The sequence below is a fragment of the Herbiconiux liukaitaii genome, assembly GCF_041927495.1.
Taxonomy (GTDB): domain Bacteria; phylum Actinomycetota; class Actinomycetes; order Actinomycetales; family Microbacteriaceae; genus Herbiconiux; species Herbiconiux liukaitaii.
Map to the genome: position 1 here is coordinate 44342 of NZ_JBHFHG010000001.1, position 19766 is coordinate 64107.

The 19766-nt window shown below is 71.7% G+C and carries 15 protein-coding genes; 7 read left to right on the forward strand and 8 right to left on the reverse strand.

What is annotated here, in order from left to right; all coding sequences use genetic code 11:
• Nucleotides 1-43: 43 nt before the first annotated feature.
• Together ACEXQC_RS00215 and ACEXQC_RS00220 are read left to right on the forward strand one after the other, a co-directional pair.
• Nucleotides 44-280, forward strand: a complete 237-nt coding sequence (locus ACEXQC_RS00215; protein ID WP_374817143.1) for a heavy-metal-associated domain-containing protein — start codon at nucleotides 44-46, stop codon at nucleotides 278-280.
• On the forward strand, nucleotides 280-2670 hold the full coding sequence (locus ACEXQC_RS00220) for a heavy metal translocating P-type ATPase (RefSeq protein WP_445451963.1): 2391 nt from the start codon (nucleotides 280-282) through the stop codon (nucleotides 2668-2670). The genes ACEXQC_RS00215 and ACEXQC_RS00220 overlap by 1 nt, the downstream gene beginning before the upstream one ends.
• On the opposite strand, the gene ACEXQC_RS00225 is transcribed toward ACEXQC_RS00220, so the two are convergent.
• The 6 genes from ACEXQC_RS00225 to ACEXQC_RS00250 form a co-directional block, all read right to left on the reverse strand.
• Complete coding sequence (locus ACEXQC_RS00225) at nucleotides 2657-3598, reverse strand: LysR family transcriptional regulator (RefSeq protein WP_374817144.1); 942 nt, start codon at nucleotides 3596-3598, stop codon at nucleotides 2657-2659. The two genes, ACEXQC_RS00220 and ACEXQC_RS00225, sit on opposite strands and share 14 nt — an antisense overlap.
• A gap of 69 nt (nucleotides 3599-3667) precedes the next feature.
• A complete protein-coding gene (gene kdpC, locus ACEXQC_RS00230) occupies nucleotides 3668-4267 on the reverse strand; it encodes a potassium-transporting ATPase subunit KdpC (protein ID WP_374817146.1) in 600 nt (199 codons plus the stop codon).
• Between the two features lie 38 nt (nucleotides 4268-4305).
• A complete protein-coding gene (gene kdpB, locus ACEXQC_RS00235; RefSeq protein WP_374817148.1) occupies nucleotides 4306-6396 on the reverse strand; it encodes a potassium-transporting ATPase subunit KdpB in 2091 nt (696 codons plus the stop codon).
• Between the two features lie 5 nt (nucleotides 6397-6401).
• Nucleotides 6402-8075, reverse strand: a complete 1674-nt coding sequence (gene kdpA, locus ACEXQC_RS00240) for a potassium-transporting ATPase subunit KdpA (protein ID WP_374817150.1) — start codon at nucleotides 8073-8075, stop codon at nucleotides 6402-6404.
• Complete coding sequence (locus tag ACEXQC_RS00245; RefSeq protein ID WP_374817152.1) at nucleotides 8076-8165, reverse strand: potassium-transporting ATPase subunit F; 90 nt, start codon at nucleotides 8163-8165, stop codon at nucleotides 8076-8078. It abuts the gene before it with no gap.
• Between the two features lie 280 nt (nucleotides 8166-8445).
• Nucleotides 8446-10236, reverse strand: coding sequence for a DEAD/DEAH box helicase (locus ACEXQC_RS00250; RefSeq protein ID WP_374817154.1), 1791 nt, complete (start codon nucleotides 10234-10236; stop codon nucleotides 8446-8448).
• Between the two features lie 148 nt (nucleotides 10237-10384).
• Between ACEXQC_RS00250 and ACEXQC_RS00255 the strand changes: the two genes are divergently transcribed.
• The 3 genes from ACEXQC_RS00255 to ACEXQC_RS00265 all read left to right on the forward strand — a co-directional run bounded on the left by ACEXQC_RS00255 (nucleotide 10385) and on the right by ACEXQC_RS00265 (nucleotide 14896).
• The gene (locus ACEXQC_RS00255) at nucleotides 10385-13048 is read left to right on the forward strand and encodes a phosphoenolpyruvate carboxylase (protein ID WP_374817266.1); all 2664 of its coding nucleotides are present in this window, start codon (nucleotides 10385-10387) and stop codon (nucleotides 13046-13048) included.
• 82 nt (nucleotides 13049-13130) lie between these two features.
• Nucleotides 13131-13808, forward strand: coding sequence for a hypothetical protein (locus tag ACEXQC_RS00260; protein WP_374817156.1), 678 nt, complete (start codon nucleotides 13131-13133; stop codon nucleotides 13806-13808).
• Nucleotides 13809-13837: 29 nt separating this feature from the next.
• The gene (locus ACEXQC_RS00265; RefSeq protein ID WP_374817158.1) at nucleotides 13838-14896 is read left to right on the forward strand and encodes a Gfo/Idh/MocA family oxidoreductase; all 1059 of its coding nucleotides are present in this window, start codon (nucleotides 13838-13840) and stop codon (nucleotides 14894-14896) included.
• Between the two features lie 12 nt (nucleotides 14897-14908).
• Here ACEXQC_RS00265 and ACEXQC_RS00270 read toward each other — a convergent pair whose 3' ends face one another.
• Entirely contained in the window at nucleotides 14909-15859 is a 951-nt protein-coding gene (locus ACEXQC_RS00270; protein ID WP_374817160.1) for a class I SAM-dependent methyltransferase, read from the reverse strand.
• Between the two features lie 183 nt (nucleotides 15860-16042).
• Between ACEXQC_RS00270 and ACEXQC_RS00275 the strand changes: the two genes are divergently transcribed.
• On the forward strand, nucleotides 16043-17638 hold the full coding sequence (locus tag ACEXQC_RS00275; RefSeq protein ID WP_374817162.1) for an SPFH domain-containing protein: 1596 nt from the start codon (nucleotides 16043-16045) through the stop codon (nucleotides 17636-17638).
• A gap of 9 nt (nucleotides 17639-17647) precedes the next feature.
• Entirely contained in the window at nucleotides 17648-18667 is a 1020-nt protein-coding gene (gene ligD, locus ACEXQC_RS00280; RefSeq protein WP_374817164.1) for a non-homologous end-joining DNA ligase, read from the forward strand.
• Here ligD and ACEXQC_RS00285 read toward each other — a convergent pair.
• A complete protein-coding gene (locus ACEXQC_RS00285) occupies nucleotides 18664-19740 on the reverse strand; it encodes an ATP-dependent DNA ligase (protein WP_374817166.1) in 1077 nt (358 codons plus the stop codon). The two genes, ligD and ACEXQC_RS00285, sit on opposite strands and share 4 nt — an antisense overlap.
• Nucleotides 19741-19766: the final 26 nt, after the last annotated feature.

Genomic DNA, 19766 nt, shown 5'->3' on the forward strand with positions numbered 1-19766 from the left:
CCCCTGGTAGGTATACGTTGGAGGGAGGGACGGAAGGTGTGACATGAGTGATGTGACCGGTGGGAACGCGGCGGAGTACCTCGTGGAGGGGATGACGTGCGCGCATTGCGTGGCGAGCGTGACCGAGGAGGTGTCGGCGGTCGCCGGCGTGAGCTCGGTGGACGTGGAGCTGCATGTGGGCGGCGCCTCGGTGGTGCGGGTCGTGAGTGATGGGGCTGTCTCGGAGGGCGCCGTGCGCGACGCCGTCGAGGAGGCCGGCTACAGCCTCGTGGAGCACTGATGAGCGCCGGGTCGGTGGGGCAGGGAGCCGGTGGCTCGTCCGGTGCGCCGCGTGCGGGTGGAGCGGGCGCGGGGGTGCTCGATGTGGAGCTCGATATCGGGGGGATGACGTGCGCGTCGTGCGCCAATCGGATCGAGCGGAAGCTCAACAAGGTGCCCGGGGTCGAGGCCACCGTGAACTACGCGACCGAGAAGGCGCGCATCCGGGTGGACATCGAGAACGTGGATGTCGAGAAGGAAGACAAGGCTGACGGTGGGCCCGGCGGTGTGACGCCACCCGGGGCCGAGGAGCTCATCAAGGTGGTGGAGGCTGCGGGGTACACCGCGGCCGTTCCTGTGCGGGCGGCGGCTGCCGCTGATGGGGCCGGGGGCGCTGGGGGCGACGGGGGGAGTGCCGGCGGCGGATCCGCTGCGGAGGTCGAGGCGCGCGTGCTGCGGCAGCGGCTCGTGGTCTCCGCTGTGCTCGCGGTGCCCGTGGTGCTGCTCTCGATGGTGCCCGTGCTGCAGTTCGTGAACTGGCAGTGGCTCGCGCTCACCCTCGCGGCCCCCGTGGCCGTGTGGGGAGCGTGGCCCTTCCACCGCGCCGCCTGGGTCAACGCCAGGCACGGCGCCGCGACCATGGACACGCTCATCAGCGTGGGTGTGCTCGCCGCCTTCGGCTGGTCGCTGTGGGCGCTCTTCTTCGGCACCGCGGGCGAACCCGGCATGCGCATGGGCTTCAGCCTGTTCGGGGCCGGGCACGGCGACGAGCTCTACCTCGAGGTCGCCGCCGCCGTGACGGTGTTCATCCTGGCCGGGCGGTACATCGAGCTCAAGGCGAAGCGCGACTCCGGGGCCGCTCTGCGCGCCCTGCTCGAGCTCGGCGCCAAGGAGGCCGTGCAGCTGCGCGACGGCCGCGAGGTGCGTGTGCCCGTGAGCGCACTCGTGCCCGGCGACGTCTTCGTGGTGCGGCCCGGCGAGAAGATCGCGACCGACGGACTCGTGCGCGAGGGCTCCTCCGCCGTGGACCTCGGCCTGCTCACCGGGGAGTCCGTGCCCGTGGAGGTGGGCGTCGACGACCGCGTGGTGGGCGCGAGCCTCAACGTGGGCGGTCGTCTCGTGGTGGAAGTGACGCGGGTGGGAGCCGACACCGAGCTGGCCCGCCTCGGCCGCCTCGTGGAGGAGGCGCAGACCGGCAAGGCCGAGGTGCAGCGCCTCGCCGACCGCATCTCGGGTGTGTTCGTGCCCGTGGTGATCGGGCTCGCGATCGTGGCGTTCGTGGGGTGGCTGCTGGCGGGCGGATCCGTCGAGGCCGCATTCACGGCCGCCGTGGCGACCCTCATCATCGCCTGCCCGTGCGCCCTCGGGCTCGCGACGCCGACGGCGCTGCTCGTGGGCACCGGCCGCGGCTCGCAGCTGGGCATCCTCATCAGGGGGCCGCAGGTGCTCGAGCAGACGCGCCGCGTCGACACCATCGTGCTCGACAAGACCGGCACGGTGACCACCGGGCGCATGGCGCTGCTCGAGACGGTGACGGCGGCGGGCGAGGATGCGGCGGAGGTGCTGCGGCTGGCCTCGGCGGTCGAGGCGGGCTCTGAGCATCCGATCGCCCGGGCGGTCGTGGCCGCCTCCGAGAGGACAGCACCGGCGCTTACACCAGCAGTGAGCGACTTCCGCGCGGCCGGCGGCAGCGGCGTGCAGGGCATGGTGGACGGTCACCTCGTGGTGGCGGGCCGCCCCGCCTGGCTCGCGGAGGAGTGGGGCATCCGCCTCGACACCGCGCTCACCGAGGCCTTCGACGCCGCCGAGCGCGAGGGCCGCACCGCGGTGGCGGTGGGCTGGGACGGCACCGCCCGCGGCGTGCTCGTGGTGGGCGACACCGTGAAGGAGGGCAGCCGCGCGGCCGTGGCCGAATTCGTGCGGCTGGGGCTCCGACCCGTGCTGCTCACGGGCGACAACGCGGGAGCGGCCGCCGCGGTGGGGGCGGCTGTCGGCATCGACGACGTGCGGGCCGGCGTGACCCCTCAGGGCAAGCTCGAGGCCATCCGTGCGCTCCGGGCCGAGGGTCGTGTGGTGGCGATGGTGGGCGACGGCGTGAACGACGCCGCCGCGCTCGCCGCGGCCGACCTGGGCATCGCCCTTGGCAGCGGCACGGATGCGGCCATCGCCGCGGCCGACATCACGGTGATGCGCGACGACCTCTCGGTCGCCGCCGACGCCGTGCGGCTCGCCCGGCGCACCCTCGGGGTGATCAAGGGCAACCTGTTCTGGGCCTTCGCCTACAACGTGGCGGCCATCCCCGTGGCGATGCTCGGGCTGCTCAATCCGCTGCTCGCGGGGGCCGCCATGGCCCTCTCGTCGGTGTTCGTGGTGACGAACAGCCTGCGGCTCCGCGGCTTCACCCCGCGCTGAGGGGCTCGCCCGGCGCCTCTCCGGCGTCGGGCCAGGCCCGCAGCGCCGCGTCGATGACGGCCTGCACGCGGGGCGAGGGGCGCACGCGCGCCGACCACGCCATCGCCACGTACTCCACCGGCAGTCCGGTGACGAGCGGCCGCACCTCGAGCGGCAGCCCCTCGTAGGTGACGTCGCCGGCGGGCCGCTGGACGTGGATGGTGTAGCCGAGCCCCCGCCCCACCAGGGCCCGGGCGAGCTCGAACGTGGGGGAGCGGAAGGCGATGCGCGGCAGCACCCCCGCCCGGTTGAACATCGAGTACGCGTGCGTGGCACCCGGCTCCGTGGTGAGCATGATGTAGTCCTCGTGGGCGAGGTCCGCCATCTGCACCCGCTCCTGCGCGGCCAGCGGATGCCCGTGCGGGAGCACGACGAGCACCGGCATGGCCCGGAGCCTCACCCGGCTCAGCTCGGCGGGGAGGCGATGGTCGAGGCTCACGGCCAGATCGACCTCTCCGCTCTCGACGCGCGGCCAGAACGACTCCTCGAGCGCGATCTCGACCTCGACGGCGAGATCCGGATGCGCGTGCCGCAGCCCCTGCAGGATCGGCGGCAGGATCATGGGCGCCGACTCCTCGGCGCAGCCCACCACGACGGTTCCGGTGAGCGGCGCCGTGCGCCCGCTCACCTCCTGCTCGATGCCGGCGGTCTCGTGCAGCAGTGCTCTGGCACGGTCGCGGAGCAGCCGACCGCTCGAGGTGAGCGTGATGCCGTGGGAGCGCCTGCGGATGCACAGCTGCACGTCGAGCGCCCGCTCGAGCGAGGTGAGCGCTGCCGCCACGGCGGACTGGGAGACGTGCAGGTGCGCGGCGGCCAGGGTGATGGATCCGGCCTCCGCGATGGCGACGAAGTACTCGAGCTGGCGCAGGTTCAGGTTCGTGAGCTGCACGGTTCTCGATGTCTCCCTCGACGTCGCCAGGCGCAGCACGCGACCGTGCTGCGCCTCCAGCGTAGGCGCTCAGCCGAGCTGGGCCAGGGCGGCGTTGAGCTCGAGCACGTTCACCGTGGGCTCGCCCAGGTACCCGAGGTCTCGGCCCTGCACGTGGGCCTCCACCAGCTTGGCGACCTCCGCCTCGTCGAGACCGCGGGCCTCGGCGACACGGGCGACCTGCTGTCGGGCGTACTCGGGGCTGATGTGGGGATCGAGGCCGGAGGCCGAGGTGGTGAGCGCATCCGCGGGGATGTCCGAGGCGGAGACGCCGTCGCTCTCGACGATCGCCTGCTGCCTCGTCTCGATCTCGGCGAGGAAGTCGGGGTTCTCCGGCCCGTAGTTCGAGGCGACCGACGCCGAGGCGTCGTAGCCCGCGGCGGAGGGCCGCGACTGGAACCACTCCGGCAGGGCGGCCCCGTCGGCGTCGGTGAAGGACTGCCCGATGAGCGAGGAGCCCACGGTCTCTCCGTCGACGGTGAGCTGGGATCCATTGGCCTGCGCCGGCAGCGCGAGCTGGCCGATGCCGAGGATGAGCAGCGGGTAGGCGAGGCCGAGCACGACCGTCGCGACGAGCATGTAGCGGAGGGCGACCCAGTACGGGCGGGCGGAACCACGGGTGGTGGCCATGAGGATGTCTTCTTCCTTCTGTCTTCGGGGAATCCGGCTCAGAAGCCGGGGATGAGGCTGATGACCAGGTCGATGAGCTTGATGCCGATGAACGGCGCGATGACGCCGCCGAGCCCGTAGACGAGGAGGTTGCGCGAGAGGATGCGCGACGCCGAGAGCGGCCGGTACTTGACGCCCCGGAGCGCGAGCGGGATGAGCACGATGATGACGAGCGCATTGAACACCACGGCCGAGAGGATGGCCGACGACGGCGAGTGCAGCTGCATGATGTTGAGCAGCCCCAGGCCGGGGAAGACCGCCGCGAACATCGCCGGGATGATGGCGAAGTACTTGGCGACGTCGTTGGCGATCGAGAACGTGGTGAGCGCCCCGCGGGTGATGAGGAGCTGCTTGCCGATCGCCACGATGTCGATGAGCTTCGTGGGGTCGGAGTCGAGGTCGACCATGTTGCCGGCCTCCTTGGCCGCGCTCGTGCCCGTGTTCATGGCCACACCGACATCCGCCTGCGCGAGGGCGGGCGCGTCGTTGGTGCCGTCGCCCGTCATGGCGACCAGGCGGCCGCCCTCCTGCTCCTTGCGGATGAGCGCGAGCTTGTCCTCGGGAGTGGCCTCGGCGAGGTAGTCGTCGACACCGGCCTCTGCGGCGATCGCCTTGGCGGTGAGCGGGTTGTCGCCCGTGATCATGACGGTGCGGATGCCCATCGAGCGCAGCTCGGCGAAGCGGGCCGCCATGCCCTCCTTGACGATGTCCTTGAGGTGCACCACGCCGAGCAGGCGGGCAGGGGCGCCCGGCTCCCGCACGGCGACCACGAGGGGGGTGCCACCGAGGCCCGCGATGCGGTCGGTCGACTCCTCGAGCTCGTCGAACAGTGAGCCGCCGGCCTCCCCAGTCGACCCAGTGCCGCTCTCGCGCGCCCAGGCGGTGACGGCCGAACCGGCGCCCTTGCGGATCTGGCGGCCGTCGGCGAAGTCGATCCCGCTCATGCGGGTCTGCGCGGTGAACGGGACGATCTCACCGTCGACGGCCGACGGCTTGGTGAACCCCTGCTCGATGGCCAGGTCGACGATCGACTTGCCCTCGGGGGTGGGGTCGGAGAGCGACGAGAGGGCGGCGGCGTCGCGGAGCGCGGTGGCGTCGACCCCGGCGAGGGCGACGAACTCGGAGGCGCGGCGGTTGCCGTAGGTGATGGTGCCCGTCTTGTCCATGAGCAGCGTCGTGACGTCGCCCGCCGCCTCGACGGCGCGGCCCGACATGGCGAGCACGTTGCGCTGCACGAGTCGATCCATGCCGGCGATGCCGATGGCCGAGAGCAGGGCGCCGATGGTCGTGGGGATGAGGCACACGAGGAGCGCGACCATGACCGCGAGCGAGGGGGCCGCATCCGAGTACCCGGCGATGGGGCCGAGTGTGAGCACCACGATGAGGAAGATGATCGAGAGGCTCGCGAGCAGGATGTTGAGCGCGATCTCGTTGGGCGTCTTCTGTCGGCTGGCGCCCTCGACGAGGCGGATCATGCGGTCGACGAAGGTCTCGCCCGGCTTCGACGTGATGGCGACCACCACGCGGTCGGAGAGCACCCGGGTGCCGCCGGTCACGGCGCTGCGGTCGCCGCCGGACTCGCGCACGACCGGAGCGGATTCGCCCGTGATGGCCGACTCGTCGATGGAGGCGATGCCCTCCACGATGTCGCCGTCGCCGGGGATGAGCTCACCCGCGACCACCACCACGACGTCGCCGAGACGCAGGTCGGCCGAGGCCACCTGCTCGGTGTCGGCGCCGAGGGCGGCGGGATCGCCGGCCGGGTCGTAGCCGACCACGCGTGCGGCCATGGTGCTCGTGCGGGTGGAGCGGAGAGTGGCCGCCTGCGCCTTGCCGCGGCCCTCGGCCACCGACTCGGCGAGATTGGCGAAGAGCACGGTGAGCCAGAGCCAGATGGCGATGGCCCAGGTGAAGGCGAGCGAGTCGCCGCCCGTGCCTCCCAGGAAGGGCTGGGCGATGGCGAGCACGGTGGTGAACGCCGCGCCCACCTCCACGATGAACATGACGGGGTTCTGCCACATGAGGCGTGGCGACAGCTTGCGGACGGCCTCGGGGACCCCCGCGACGAGTTGACTGGTGAGTGACGGCATGACGATTACTGGAGCCCTTCGGCGAGCGGCCCGAGCGCGAGCACGGGGAAGTAGGTGAGAGCGACGACGATGAGCACGACGCCGGTGAGGAGGCCCACGAACTGCGGGCGGTGGGTGGGCAGCGTTCCGGCGGTCTCCGGCACCTTGCCCTGGGCGGCCAGCGACCCCGCGAGGGCCAGCACGAGCACGATCGGCACGAACCGGCCGAGCAGCATGGCCACTCCGAGCGCGGTGTTGAACCAGGGCGTGTTGGCGGTGAGGCCGGCGAACGCGGAGCCGTTGTTGTTGGCGGCGCTCGTGAAGGCGTAGAGCACCTCGGTGAAGCCGTGCAGCCCCGGATTCCAGATCGACGTGCTCTCGACGTCGTCGCGGATGGCCGGAACGGCGAAGCTGAGCGCGGTGCCCGCGAGCACGAGGGTGGGCGTGGCGAGGATGTAGAGGCTCGCGAGCTTGATCTCGCGCGGTCCGAGCTTCTTGCCGAGGTACTCCGGCGTGCGGCCCACGAGGAGGCCCGCGATGAACACCGTGATGACGGCGATGATGAGCATGCCGTAGAGGCCCGCGCCGATGCCACCGGGCGCGATCTCGCCGAGCATCATGTTGAAGAGCGTCATCATGCCGCCGAGCGACGTGAAGCTGTCGTGCATCGAGTTGACGGCGCCTGTGGAGGTGATGGTGGAGGTCGTGGCGAAGAGCGTGGATCCGACGATGCCGAACCGCTGCTCCTTGCCCTCCATGGCGCCCCCCGCCAGCTGCGGACCGGACCCCGACCCGGCGAGCTCGAAGGCCGTGAGGGCCGCGAGCGAGAGCACGAAGAGCGTGCCCATGGCCGCGAGGATGGCGTAGCCCTGGCGTTTGTCGCCCACCATGGTGCCGAAGGTGCGGGGCAGCGAGAACGGGATGGCGAGCATGAGCACGATCTGGAACAGGCTCGTCCAGGGCGTGGGGTTCTCGAACGGATGCGCCGAGTTGGTGTTGTAGAAGCCACCGCCGTTGTTGCCGACCATCTTGATGGCCTCCTGGGAGGCCACGGGGCCGCCCGGGATGGTGGCGGTGCCGCCCGTGAGGGTGGTCACCTCGGTGAAGCCCGAGAAGTTCTGGATGACGCCGCCGGCGATCAGCACGATCGACGAGACGACGGCGAGCGGCAGCAGGATGCGGAACACCGCCCGGGTGAGGTCGACCCAGAAGTTGCCGATGGTGCCCGTGCTGCGGCGCGAGAAGCCGCGGATGAGCGCGATCGCGACGGCGAGCCCGACGCCCGCGGAGACGAAGTTCTGCACGGCGAGGCCCGCGATCTGCACGGTGTAGCCGAGCGTCACGTCGGGCGAGTACGACTGCCAGTTGGTGTTGGTCACGAACGACGCCGCGGTGTTGAACGAGAGGCCCTCCGGCACGGCGGGGAAGCCGAGCGAGTAGGGGAGAACGGCCTGCAGGCGCTGCAGGGCGTAGACGAAGAGCACGCCGATGAGCGAGAACGCGAGCACGCCCCTGAGGTACGCGCTCCAGCTCTGCTCGGCGGCCGGGTCGACGCCGACCACGCGGTAGAGGCCGCGTTCGACCTTCAGATCCTTGGCGCGCGTGAAGGTCCACGCGATGTAGTCGCCGAGCGGGCGGTGGACGAGGGCGAGGATGAGGGCGAGGGTCGCCAGCTGGGCGACGAGGAGCCAGATCTCCATCTAGAACTTCTCCGGCTTCACGAGGGCCACCACGAGGTAGACGACGGCGGCGGCGCCGAGGAGGGCCGCGAGGATCTCGAACGCGATCACAGCTTGCCGACCCCCCGTGCGAAGAGGGCGACGACGCCGAAGACGGCGAGGATCGCGGCGATGTAGACGAGGTCGAGCACGGGATATCTCCATCCGATAGGCCCACGGTGGGCGCACTGGTACGGAGATCGATCCTGCGCTCCTCGCGGTGCGCATCCGCTCGTCCTAACGGTTCCCTGACACTCCTCGGGCCGTGGGAGGCTCTTTCGCCGCGCCCCCCTAACGCGAAGGAACCCCCTCCCGCGAAGGGAGGGGGTTCCGGCCGTGCTGGTGCTCGCGGCTAGGAGCGGGGGCGGTCCTCGCGCTTGGCGGAGCTGCCCTGGCGGTCGGGGCGCAGCTCGATGAGCTTGCCGCTGATGCGGGTGTCGGCGAGCCGGCGCAGCGTGTCGGCGGGCAGGTCGGCCGGCAGCTCGACGAGCGAGAAGTCGGGCCGGATCTGGATGGCGCCGAAGTCCTCGCGGCGGAGGCCGCCCTCGTTGGCGAGGGCGCCCACGATCTGGCGCGGCTCGACGTGCTGGCGCTTGCCCACGGCGAGACGGTAGGTGGCCTTGGGGCCGCCTGCGGAGCGGTCACGCCGCTCGGGACGGTCGCCGTAGGAACGGGCGCCGTCGCGACCGCCGTCTCGCCCACCGCGCTCAGGACGGTCGCCGCGCTCGGGGCGATCCCTGTCGCGCTCGAAGCGCTGCGCCCGCTCGGCCTCGGGGGAGAGGAGCAGGGGTGTGTCGCCCTGCGAGACGATCGCGAGCGCCGCCGCGACATCCGACTCGGGGGCGTCGTGGTGGTCGACGTAGTGCGCGATGATGTCGCGGAACTGCTGGATCTGCTCCGGATCGGCGAGGGCCGCCGTGATGGCGTCGTCGAAGCGCGTGAGGCGCGTGGCGTTGACGTCGTCGACGCTCGGCAGCTTCATCTCGGTGAGCGGCTGGCGCGTGGCCCGCTCGATGGAGGTGAGCATGCGGCGCTCGCGCGGCGTCACGAAGCTGATCGCGTCACCCGTGCGCCCCGCGCGGCCCGTGCGGCCGATGCGGTGCACGTACGACTCGGTGTCGATCGGCAGGTCGAAGTTGACGACGTGGCTGATGCGCTCCACGTCGAGACCGCGGGCCGCCACATCGGTGGCCACGAGGATGTCGAGCTTGCCCGTCTTGAGCTGGTTGACGGTGCGCTCACGCTGGGCCTGCACCACGTCGCCGTTGATGGCGGCGGCGGTGTAGCCGCGCGCACGCAGCTTCTCGGCGAGCGTCTCGGTCTCGTTCTTGGTGCGCGTGAACACGATCATGGCCTCGAAGTTCTCGACCTCGAGGATGCGGGTGAGCGCGTCGACCTTCTGCGGGTACGAGACGATGAGGTAGCGCTGGGTGGTGTTGACCGAGGTCGTGGTCTTGTTCTTGACCGTGATCTCTTCGGGGTTGTGCAGGTACTTCTGCGAGATGCGACGGATCTGGGCGGGCATGGTGGCGGAGAACAGGGCCACCTGCTTGTCGTCCGGGGTATCGGCGAGGATCGTCTCGACGTCGTCGGCGAAGCCCATCTTGAGCATCTCGTCCGCCTCGTCGAGCACGAGGTACTTGAGCTCGGAGAGGTCGAGCGTGCCCTTCTCGAGGTGGTCCATGATGCGGCCGGGCGTGCCGACGACGATGTGCACGCCTCGGCGGAGCGCGGAGAGCTGCACGCCGTAGCCCTGGCCGCCGTAGACGGGGAGCACGTGCACACCCTTGAGGTGCGAGGCGTACTTCTCGAACGCTTCGCAGACCTGGAGGGCGAGTTCGCGGGTGGGCGCGAGCACGAGGGCCTGCGGGGTCTTCTGAGCGAGGTCGAGGCGGGAGAGCACGGGCAGCGCGAAGGCCGCGGTCTTGCCGGTGCCCGTCTGGGCGAGGCCCACGACGTCGCGACCCGCCAGCAGGGCGGGGATGGTGGCGGCCTGGATGGCCGAAGGGGTCTCGTAGCCAACGTCTTTCAGTGCCTTCAGAACGCCGTCGGCGAGGCCGAGGTCGGAGAAGGTCATCTCCACGCGGGCGGTGTCGGCGACGGGTGCCGCCTCGTCGGTGGGGGTGGTGCCGGGGGTAGTCATGCTCTAACGGTAGTACGCCTGGGCTGTGGAGGGGCGCACGGGGCGCTAGCGTGATCTGGTGACCAATCAGGATGAGCCCTCCGAGATCACCGCCGACCACCCCGCAGCGGGTGCCGATCCCTTCCGCCCAGGTGCCAGCCGGGAGCACGTGCGCGACGAGGTGGACGAGGCGCTGCGCGCCGACGTGCGCCTGCTGGGTGCGCTGCTCGGGCGTGTGCTGAGCGAGGCGGGGGGTGCCGAGCTCCTCGACGATGTCGAACGCCTGCGAGCCCTCGTGATCCACGCCTACGAGCGCGACTCGGATGCGTCGATCGAAGACGCCGAGGCGCTCGTGGAGTCGTTCAGCCATGAACGCGCCGAGCAGATCGCGCGCGCCTTCACGTGCTACTTCCACCTCTCCAACCTCGCCGAGGAGCACCACAGGGTGCGGGTGCTGAAGTCGCGGGCCTCCGCCGGCCCGGATGCCGACCGCCGCGACTCGCTGCCCGCCGCCCTCGAGCGGCTCGAGCAGGAGGTCGGTCGGGAGGAGACCGCGGCGCGCCTGCAGTCGCTTCGCTTCCACCCCGTGCTCACGGCGCACCCCACCGAGGCGCGCCGCCGTGCCGTGGCCTCGGCCATCCGCCGCATCAGCGAGCTGCTCGCGGGCCGCGACGAGGCCGCAGCCGGATCCATCAGCGCCATGGAGACCGAACGCCGCCTGCTCGAGGAGATCGACGTGCTGTGGCGCACCTCGCCGCTCCGCACCACGCGGCCCACGCCGCTCGACGAGGTGCGCACGGCCATGTCGATCTTCGACCAGACCCTCTTCCAGACCGTGCCGCGCGTCTACCGCCTGCTCGACGACTGGCTGCTGGCGCAGGAGGCGGGACGAGCGCCCGTGAAGGCACCCGCGTTCCTCAGGCTCGGCAGCTGGATCGGCGCCGACCGCGACGGCAACCCGTTCGTGACCGCCGCGGTCACGAGGGCGGCCGCGGCCATCGCCTCCGAGCACGTGCTGCTCGGCCTCGAGCACGCCGCCGAGCGCATCGGCCGCACGCTCACGCTCGACGGCGCCGACACCCCCGCCGACGACGCGCTGCTGGCGCTCGCCGCACGGCAGGAGGAGCTCGCGCCGCACGTGACCTCGAAGATCGGCAAGCGTGCACCGAACGAGCCGCACCGGCGCGTGCTGCTCGTGATCGCGGCACGCATCGCGGCGACGCGCGCCGCGGGCAAGAGCTCGGGTTCGGGTTCTGGTTCCGGCTCGGCCCCCGAGTCCGCCGCCCTCGCCTACTCGCGCCCCGCCGAGCTGCTCGACGACCTGCGGGTCGTGCAGACGTCGCTCCGCGCGGGAGGGGCCGCCCGCAGCGCGAACGGTGAGCTGCAGAGCCTGCTCTGGCAGGTGGAGACCTTCGGCTTCCACCTCGCCGAGCTCGAGGTGCGCCAGCACTCCAAGGTGCACAGGCAGGCCATCGAGGAGGTCAGGGCGGGCGGCGACCTCAGCGAGATGACCGAGGAGGTGCTCGAGGTCTACCGGGCCATCGCCGACCTGCAGGAGCGCTTCGGCACCGCGGCGGCCAGGCGCTACATCGTCTCGTTCACGCAGTCCTCGACCGACATCCAGACCGTCTACGCGCTCGCCGAGGCCGCGCTCGGATCGGCCGAGGCCGCTCCGGTGATCGACGCCGTGCCGCTCTTCGAGACCTTCGACGATCTGCAGGCCGCGCCGCGCATCCTGGGCGAGATGATCGAGCTGCCCGAGGTGAAGGCTCGCCTCGAGGCGACCGGTCGCCGGCTCGAGGTGATGCTCGGGTACTCCGACTCCTCGAAGGACGTGGGGCCCGTGTCGGCCACGCTCGCGCTCTACGAGGCGCAGTCCCGCATCTCGGACTGGGCGGCCGAGAACGACATCGAGCTCACCCTCTTCCACGGCCGCGGCGGTGCTCTCGGGCGCGGCGGCGGACCGGCCAACGAAGCCGTGCTCGCGCAGCCGCCCGGATCCGTGGAGGGTCGCTTCAAGCTCACCGAGCAGGGCGAGGTGATCTTCGCGCAGTACGGCGACGCCACGATCGCGGCGAGGCACATCGAGCAGATGGCCGCGGCCACCCTTCTCGCGTCGAGCCCGTCGAACGAGGCCGCGAACCGCCAGTCGTCCGGCGACTTCGCCGCAGTCGCCGCCACCATGGACACCGCCTCTCGCGCGCGCTTCTTCGAGCTCGTGAAGGCCGAGGGCTTCGCGCCCTGGTTCGCGCAGGTCACCCCCATGGAGGAGGTGGGACTGCTCGCGCTCGGCTCGCGCCCGGCCCGCCGCGGTCTCTCGGTGGAGTCGCTCGAAGACCTGCGCGCCATTCCGTGGGTGTTCGCCTGGACGCAGGCGCGCATCAACCTCACCGGCTGGTTCGGGCTCGGCTCGGCGCTCGCCGCCGTGGGCGACGTCGACGTGCTGCGCGACGCCTACTCGCGCTGGCCGCTCTTCAGGGCGATGATCGACAACGTCGAGATGTCGCTCGCGAAGACCGACCCGCGGATCGCGGAGCGCTACCTCGCCCTGGGCGACCGCGACGACCTCGCGGCCCTCGTGCAGGAGGAGATGGAGCTCACGAGGCACTGGGTGCAGCAGACGAGCGGCCACTCCGAGATCCTCGACGGCCGCCCCGTGCTGCAGCGCGCGGTGCGCCTGCGGAGCCCCTACGTCGACGCGCTCTCGCTGCTGCAGCTGCGGGCCCTCCGCACGGTGCGCGCCACGGCGAGCACCGACCCGGGAGACGCCCCGCACCGCCTGCTGCTGCTCGCGGTGAACGGAGTGGCCGCCGGCCTGCAGAACACGGGCTGACCCGCGGTCGCGGCCGCCGGCCCCGGTCGCCAGCGGTCTCGGAGGCGGCTCCGGGGGAGCGCGAGTACCCTGGAGGGCACTCATGAGCTCACTCTTCCTTCGTTCCACGCACCGGCGGTCCGGCACGGTCGTGGCCGCCGCGGTCGTGACGGTGGCCGGCCTCACGCTCGTGACGCTGCTCGCGCCTCCGCCCACCACGGGTGCGCTGGCCGACGGCGCCCCCACGGGCTCCGAGGCGGGGTCGCTCGCCGCATCGGCGCAGACGCTCCAGGTGCCAGGAGAGGCCGTGGCCTCCGCCGTCACCCGTGACGGCTACGGAGCCACGCCTGGTGTCGTCACGATCGCGCGCGAGCGCACCAACAAGGCCTGGGCCACGCTCGTGATGTACTTCGGCGGCTTCCCCATGACCGAGTCGAACGTGACCGTCATGATGCGCTGGATGCGCCAGGAGAACGGCCCCGACAGCTGGTGGCTGCGCAACAACCCGCTCAACAACGGCTGGGGCTCCGGCGGCGGCAGCGGCCTCGGCAGCTACGACACCCTCATCACGGCCGCCGAGAACGCCGCCGAGGCGCTCCGCGAGAACTCGCTCTACTCCGAGATCACGGCCGGTTTCGACGCCGCGGCCCCCACCGCCCAGATCGAGGCCGCTATCTGGGCCTCGCCGTGGGCATCGAGCCACTACGCCAATGGCGCGCACTGGTCGTACTCGCCCGTGCCGGTCGTCACGGCGCCCGCCGACGCCTGGGGCGCTCTGTAGCGAGGCGGGGGAGCCCGTAACGTGGGGGCATGACGACCTCAGCCCCCCTCCGCACCGCCGTGATCGGCTTCGGCCTCGGCGGCCGCGTGTTCCACGCCCCGCTCCTCGCCGCCGACCCGGCCTTCGAGCTCGCCGCCATCGTGACGCGAGATGCGGGCAGGGCCGCCGAGGCCACCGAGCGGTACGGGGAGGGCGTGGTGGTGGCGGATGCCGACGCTCTCTTCGCGCGCGCCGACGAGCTCGACCTCGTGGTGGTGACGACCCCCAACGAGACGCACGCCGATCTCGCGCACCGCGCCCTCGACGCCGGACTGCACGTGGTGGTCGACAAGCCGTTCGCCCTCACCGCCGCCGAGGCGCTCGAGGTGGTGGCGCACGCCGAGCGCGTGGGCAAGGCCGTGACGGTCTACCAGAACCGGCGCTTCGACGGCGACTTCCTCACGGTCGAGGCCGTGCTCGCCGACGGCGCGCTCGGCGAGGTGCGCCAATTCGAGTCCGCCTTCGAGTTCTATCGCCCCGAGCGCGGCACGAAGGGCAAGGATCTCGTGAGTGCGGCCGAGGGCGGCGGCATCCTGTGGGATCTCGGCCCGCACCTCATCGACCAGGCCGTGCGCCTCTTCGGCCCCGTGGACCTCGAGCGCGGGGTGCACGCCGAGCTCGACGTGAGACGGCCGGGCGGCGAGGGCGACGACGACTCGTTCGTGACGCTGCACCACCTCGGCGGGGTGCGATCGCGGCTGTGGTTCAGCGCCGTGTCGCCCGCGAACCGGCCGCGGTTCAGGGTGGTGGGCTCCGAGGCGGTGCTCGTGACCCGCGGGCTCGACCCGCAGGAGAGGCAGTTCATCGCGGGCATGGCGATCGACGACCCCGCGTACGGTCTCGACGCCGAGGGCCAGAGCGCCGAGGTGCAGACACCGGATGGCGGGTCGCGCAGCGTGGAGCTCGAGCGCGGCAGTCACGCCCGCTTCTACCGGGTGCTGGCCGAGGCGCTCCGCTCGGGCGATCTCGGGGCGCTGCCTGTGGCTCCAGCGGAGGCCGAGCAGGTACTGCGGATCATCGAGGCCGCGCTCGCCGACGCCGCGCGCTAGGCGCGAGTCCAGCTAGGCGCTGCGGCGGAGGAGCGTGCGCTTCACCTTGCGGGCCACTCGGCGCGGGAACGACACCTTGGGGGCCTCCACCACCACGTCCCAGTCGGCGGGCTTGCGCACGAGCACGGCCATGGCCTGGTCGAAGAGCACACCCGTGCGGGTCCACGACTCGAGCGTGAAGCCCGCCTCGCCCCAGACCTGCTCCACCCAACCGCGGGGCGCGACGGCCCAGGAGTAGAACGAGCGGGCCCGGGGACCGTCGTCGTCGTCACCGCCGCCCGCGAAGACGAACTCGCCCCGTACCGCCGTGGCGTGGGCGGCGAGGGCATCCGGGACCACCTTGGCGAGGTTGGTGGCGAACCGGTCGGCCTCGCCGGCCGCGACCGCGGCCTGCGCGCCGACGACCATGGCCAGGAAGTCGTCTTCGAGCAGGGTGATGAACACACGGCCGCCCGGCTTGACGACACGGGCGAACTCCGCCGCCCACTGCCGGTGGGCCTCCTCGGAGAGGTGCGAGAAGACGCTGAAGGCCGTGACGGCGTCGAAGCGGTGACCGGCGAACACGGTGGGCGGCCAGGGCGCGTTGGTGACCGCGTTGACCCCGGGCAGCGTGGAGTGCAGGAGCGTGGTCATCTCCGAGTCGACATCGCTCGACCACACCTGGTCGGCGCGGAAGCGGCGGAGCAGCATGCGCGTGATGCGGCCCCAGCCCGATCCGAAGTCGAGCACGAGCTGCTCGCCCGTGGGCGGCACGCCCTCGCCCGTGGGCCAGGCGTCGAAGGCCGCGTCGACGAAGCGCTCGGCCTCGGAGTAGGCCTCGGCGTAGCTCGCACCCACGAACTTCTGCTGGATCTTCTGCGGCGGGTTCTCGGGCGCGTGGGCCACGGGATCGGCGATCGGCGGCAGCTTCTCGATGCTGGGTGCCGCGGCGAGTCGCTGCACGAACTCCGAGTGCTCGGTCAACGGCGGTCCTCTCCTCGACGGCGCGCAGACCTCGGGCGAGGTGCGCGGCGGTGCGCCCATCCTGGCACACGGGGGCGACGTGCCCGGGCAGGTCACTCGCGTTGCGGTCTGCACTACTCATGTCGGACAGTGCCCCCATCCGTCATACTGCTTGTGACCTCTGCCAACCACGGAAAGGCCGTCATGCCCCCTCTGCTCTCGCCCGAATCGATCGTGATCGCTGTCGTGGTGGTCGTGGTGGTGCTCCTCGCCCTCATCGTGCTGATCGTGCTGCTGCGCGGCATCAAGGTGGCCAAGCCCGACGAGGCGATCATCGTGACCTCGCGCCAGCGACCCCTCAAGGCGGGGGAGGCGCACGCCCAGACCGGCGAGCCGTCGCTGCACGAGACCGAGAACGCGGGCCAGCGCGTGGTCTTCGGATCGCGGGTGTTCGTGAAGCCCATCGTGGAGGCGCACTTCAAGCTCTCGCTGCGCAGCCGCCAGCTCAACGTGCAGGCCACGGCGCAGACGAAGGACGCGATCACGATCAAGGTCAACGCCGTCGCGGTCGTGAAGGTCGGCGGATCCGAGTCGATGGTGCGCGCCGCCGCCCAGCGGTTCCTCAACCAGCAGGACCAGATCGAGACCTCCACCGAAGAGGTGCTCTCGGGATCCGTGCGATCGATCGTGGGTCAGTTGACCGTGACCGAGATCATCACGAACCGCCAGGCGCTGCAGGGCCAGGTGCTCGACGCCGTGCGCGAGTCGCTCGACGTGCAGGGACTGCAGATCGACACCCTCCAGATCAAGGAGATCGACGACGACAACGGCTACATCCGCGACCTCGGTCGTGCAGAGGCCGCCCGCGTGAAGCAGGTCGCCGAGGTCGCCGAGTCGGTGGCACGCCGCACCTCCGAGGAGGCCCGCATCGAGGCCGACCAGGCCGTGGCCGAGCAGCAGCGCAAGCTCGACCTGCGGAACGCCGAGATCCAGAAGGAGACCGACAAGGCGCGCGCCGAGGCCTCCGCCTCGCGCCCGCTCGCCGAGGCCATCTCGCAGCAGGAGGTCATCTCGCAGCAGGAGATCACCGCCGGCAAGCGCGTGGGCCTCCGCAAGCAGGAGCTCGACGCCGAGATCCGCGCCGTGGCCGACGCCGACGCGTACTCGCTCGAGAAGAAGGCCCAGGCCGATGCCGCCGCCGCCGTGGCCGCCGCCAACGCCGAGCGCGACCGACGCAAGGCCGTGGCCGAGGCCGTCGAGGCCGAGGGTCTCGCCGAGCGCAACCGCCGCCGCTCGGCCGCCGAGGCGACCGAGGCCGAGGGCATCGCCGAGAAGAACCGACGCATTGCGGCCGCCGAGGCGCTGCGGGCCGAGGGTGAGGCGGAGGCCAACTCCATCCGCGTGAAGGGTGCTGCCGAGGCTGAAGCGACTCTGGCCAAGGCCGAGGCGCTCGAGGAGCGCGCCGACGACCTGCTGCGTCAGCAGATCATCGCCGAGCTTCCCGCGATCGTGCGTGCGGCCTCCGAGCCGCTCGCGGCGATCGCGAACATGACCGTCATCTCGAGCGACGGCAACGGCACCGAGCAGGTCGGCGGCGCCGTCTCGAGCCAGCTCGCCACGTCGATGCAGATCGTCAAGGATCTCGTGGGCATCGACATCGCCGAGCTCGTCTCGGGCCGTGTCGCCGGTGAGGCCGCCGGCCGGGGCTTCGCCCAGGCCAGCGCCCAGGCCGGTCGGGTGCAGGGTTCGACCGCCGTCGGCCGCACCGGCTCCGCACCGAAGGCGCCGCCCGCGGAGTAGCGTGAGGCCATGGCGAGCGAAGCGGTCCAGCTGCAGGTCGAGGGCCCCGACGGGCCCAGGGAGGTTCGCCTCTCGAGCCCGTCGCGCGTGCTCTGGCCCGAGCTGGGGATCACGAAGCGCGAGCTCGCCGAGTACCTGATCGCCGTGGGCGAGGCGTTCGTGGCGGCCAACGGTGACAGGCCGCTCTCGCTCGAGCGCTTCCCCGGCGGCATCGACGGCGAGCGGTTCTTCTCGAAGAACCCGCCGAAGGGCGCCCCCGACTACGTGCGGTCGGTGCCCGTGACCTACCCGAGCGGCCGCGTGCATCCGCAGCTCGTGGTCGACGAACCGGCCGTGGCGGTGTGGGCGGCGCAGATGAACACCGTCGTGTTCCACCCGTGGGCCTCGCAGGCCGGGGAGCCCGACCTGCCCGACCAGCTGCGCATCGACCTCGATCCGCAGCCGGGCACCGACTTCGCCGACGCCGTGACCTCGGCCTTCGCCCTGCGCGAGGTGCTGGCCGAGGCCGGGCTCGAGGCCTTCGTGAAGACCTCGGGCAACCGTGGGCTGCACGTCTTCGCGCCGATCGAGCCGCTGCACGAGTTCCTCGACGTGCGGCACGCCGTGATTGCCGCCGCCCGTGAGCTCGAACGGCGCATGCCCGAGGAGGTCACCACCCACTGGTGGAAGGAGGAGCGCGGAGAGCGCATCTTCGTGGACTTCAACCAGGCCAACCGCGACCGCACCATGGCGGGCGCGTACAGCCCTCGGGCCCTGGCGCACGCGCCGGTCTCGTGCCCCGTGAGCTGGGAGGAGCTGCCCGAGGTGGATCCGCACAGCTTCACCGTGCGGAGCGTGCCCGAGCGGCTCGCCACCACCGGTGACCCGTGGGCGCGGATGCACGAGAAGCCCGGGCGCATCGACACGCTGCTCGGCTGGTGGGAACGCGATCTCGGCGACGGGCTCGGGGAGCTGCCGTTTCCGCCCGACTTCCCGAAGATGCCGGGGGAGCCGCCGCGCGTGCAGCCCAGCAGGGCGAAGAAGGACTAGCTGCCGAGCACGTCGGCCAGGTCGTAGCCCGCGGGCTGCTCGAGCTGGTCGAAGCGGCACGACTCGGGCTCGCGGTCGATGCGCCAGCGCTCGACCTGCACGGTATGCCGGAAGCGGTCGCCCTCCATCTGGTCGTAGCGCACCTCCACCACGAGGCGTGGCTCGAGGGGCACGAACGAGACATCCTTGTTCGACGAGAAGCGGTTGCGCTCGCCCTCACCGCGCACGGGCTCGCCGTCGGCGTCGCGCTGCACGAACGGCTCGAGCTCGTCGATGAGCTCCCGGCGGCGCACATCCGTGAACGCCGAGGCGCCGCCCACGCCGTGCAGCTGGTCGTCGTCGCCGTAGAGGCCGAGCAGCAGCGACCCCACACCCGTGCCGCTCTTGTGCACGCGGTAGCCCGTGACCACCACGTCGGCGGTGCGCTTGTGCTTGATCTTCTGCAGCACGCGCTTGCCTGGCGCGTACGGTGCGGCGAGGGGCTTGGCCACGACCCCGTCGAGGCCGGCACCCTCGAACTCCACGAGCCAGCGCCTGGCGAGCTCGACGTCGCGGGTGGTGCGCGAGAGCTTGAGCGAAGGAGCGCCGGCCGTTCCGGATTCCGCGATGCCGCCCACGAGGCGTTCCAGGGCGGCCCGGCGCTCGGAGAACGGCTCGTCGAGCAGGCTCCGCTCGCCCTCCGCGAGCAGGTCGAAGGCCACGAAGAGCGCGGGGGTCTCCGCGGCGAGGGTGCGCACGCGGCTCGCGGCCGGGTGGATGCGCTGAGACAGCGCCTCCCAGTCGAGTCGCTCCGCGCCGGCCTGCCCGGTGGGCACCACGATCTCGCCGTCGAGCACGCAGGGCCCCGGCAGCACGGCTGCGAGGGCCTCGGTGAGCTCGGGGAAGTAGCGGGTGAGCGGCTTCGACCCCCGGCTGCCGATCTCGATCGACTCGCCGTCGAAGTAGACGACGCCGCGGAAGCCGTCCCACTTCGGCTCGTAGGCGAACCCGCCCTCCACCGCCTCGGGGGCGGGCACGGCGGTGACCGCCTTGGCGAGCATGGGAGAGACGGGATCGGCGGCGCTCGGAGTCATGAGACGATCCTGCTCCCCGTCTGCCG

What these genes read in the sequence shown, in the direction of transcription:
- ACEXQC_RS00260 (WP_374817156.1), top strand. Translation starts at nt 13,131, where the DNA reads ATGAGCTCACTCTTCCTTCGTTCCACGCACCGGCGGTCCGGCACGGTC.
- kdpC (WP_374817146.1), bottom strand. Translation starts at nt 4,267, where the DNA reads ATGGCCACCACCCGTGGTTCCGCCCGCCCGTACTGGGTCGCCCTCCGC.
- ACEXQC_RS00250 (WP_374817154.1), bottom strand. Translation starts at nt 10,236, where the DNA reads ATGACTACCCCCGGCACCACCCCCACCGACGAGGCGGCACCCGTCGCC.
- ligD (WP_374817164.1), top strand. Translation starts at nt 17,648, where the DNA reads ATGGCGAGCGAAGCGGTCCAGCTGCAGGTCGAGGGCCCCGACGGGCCC.
- ACEXQC_RS00285 (WP_374817166.1), bottom strand. Translation starts at nt 19,740, where the DNA reads ATGACTCCGAGCGCCGCCGATCCCGTCTCTCCCATGCTCGCCAAGGCG.
- ACEXQC_RS00215 (WP_374817143.1), top strand. Translation starts at nt 44, where the DNA reads ATGAGTGATGTGACCGGTGGGAACGCGGCGGAGTACCTCGTGGAGGGG.
- kdpA (WP_374817150.1), bottom strand. Translation starts at nt 8,075, where the DNA reads ATGGAGATCTGGCTCCTCGTCGCCCAGCTGGCGACCCTCGCCCTCATC.
- ACEXQC_RS00220 (WP_445451963.1), top strand. Translation starts at nt 280, where the DNA reads ATGAGCGCCGGGTCGGTGGGGCAGGGAGCCGGTGGCTCGTCCGGTGCG.
- kdpB (WP_374817148.1), bottom strand. Translation starts at nt 6,396, where the DNA reads ATGCCGTCACTCACCAGTCAACTCGTCGCGGGGGTCCCCGAGGCCGTC.
- ACEXQC_RS00265 (WP_374817158.1), top strand. Translation starts at nt 13,838, where the DNA reads ATGACGACCTCAGCCCCCCTCCGCACCGCCGTGATCGGCTTCGGCCTC.
- ACEXQC_RS00275 (WP_374817162.1), top strand. Translation starts at nt 16,043, where the DNA reads ATGCCCCCTCTGCTCTCGCCCGAATCGATCGTGATCGCTGTCGTGGTG.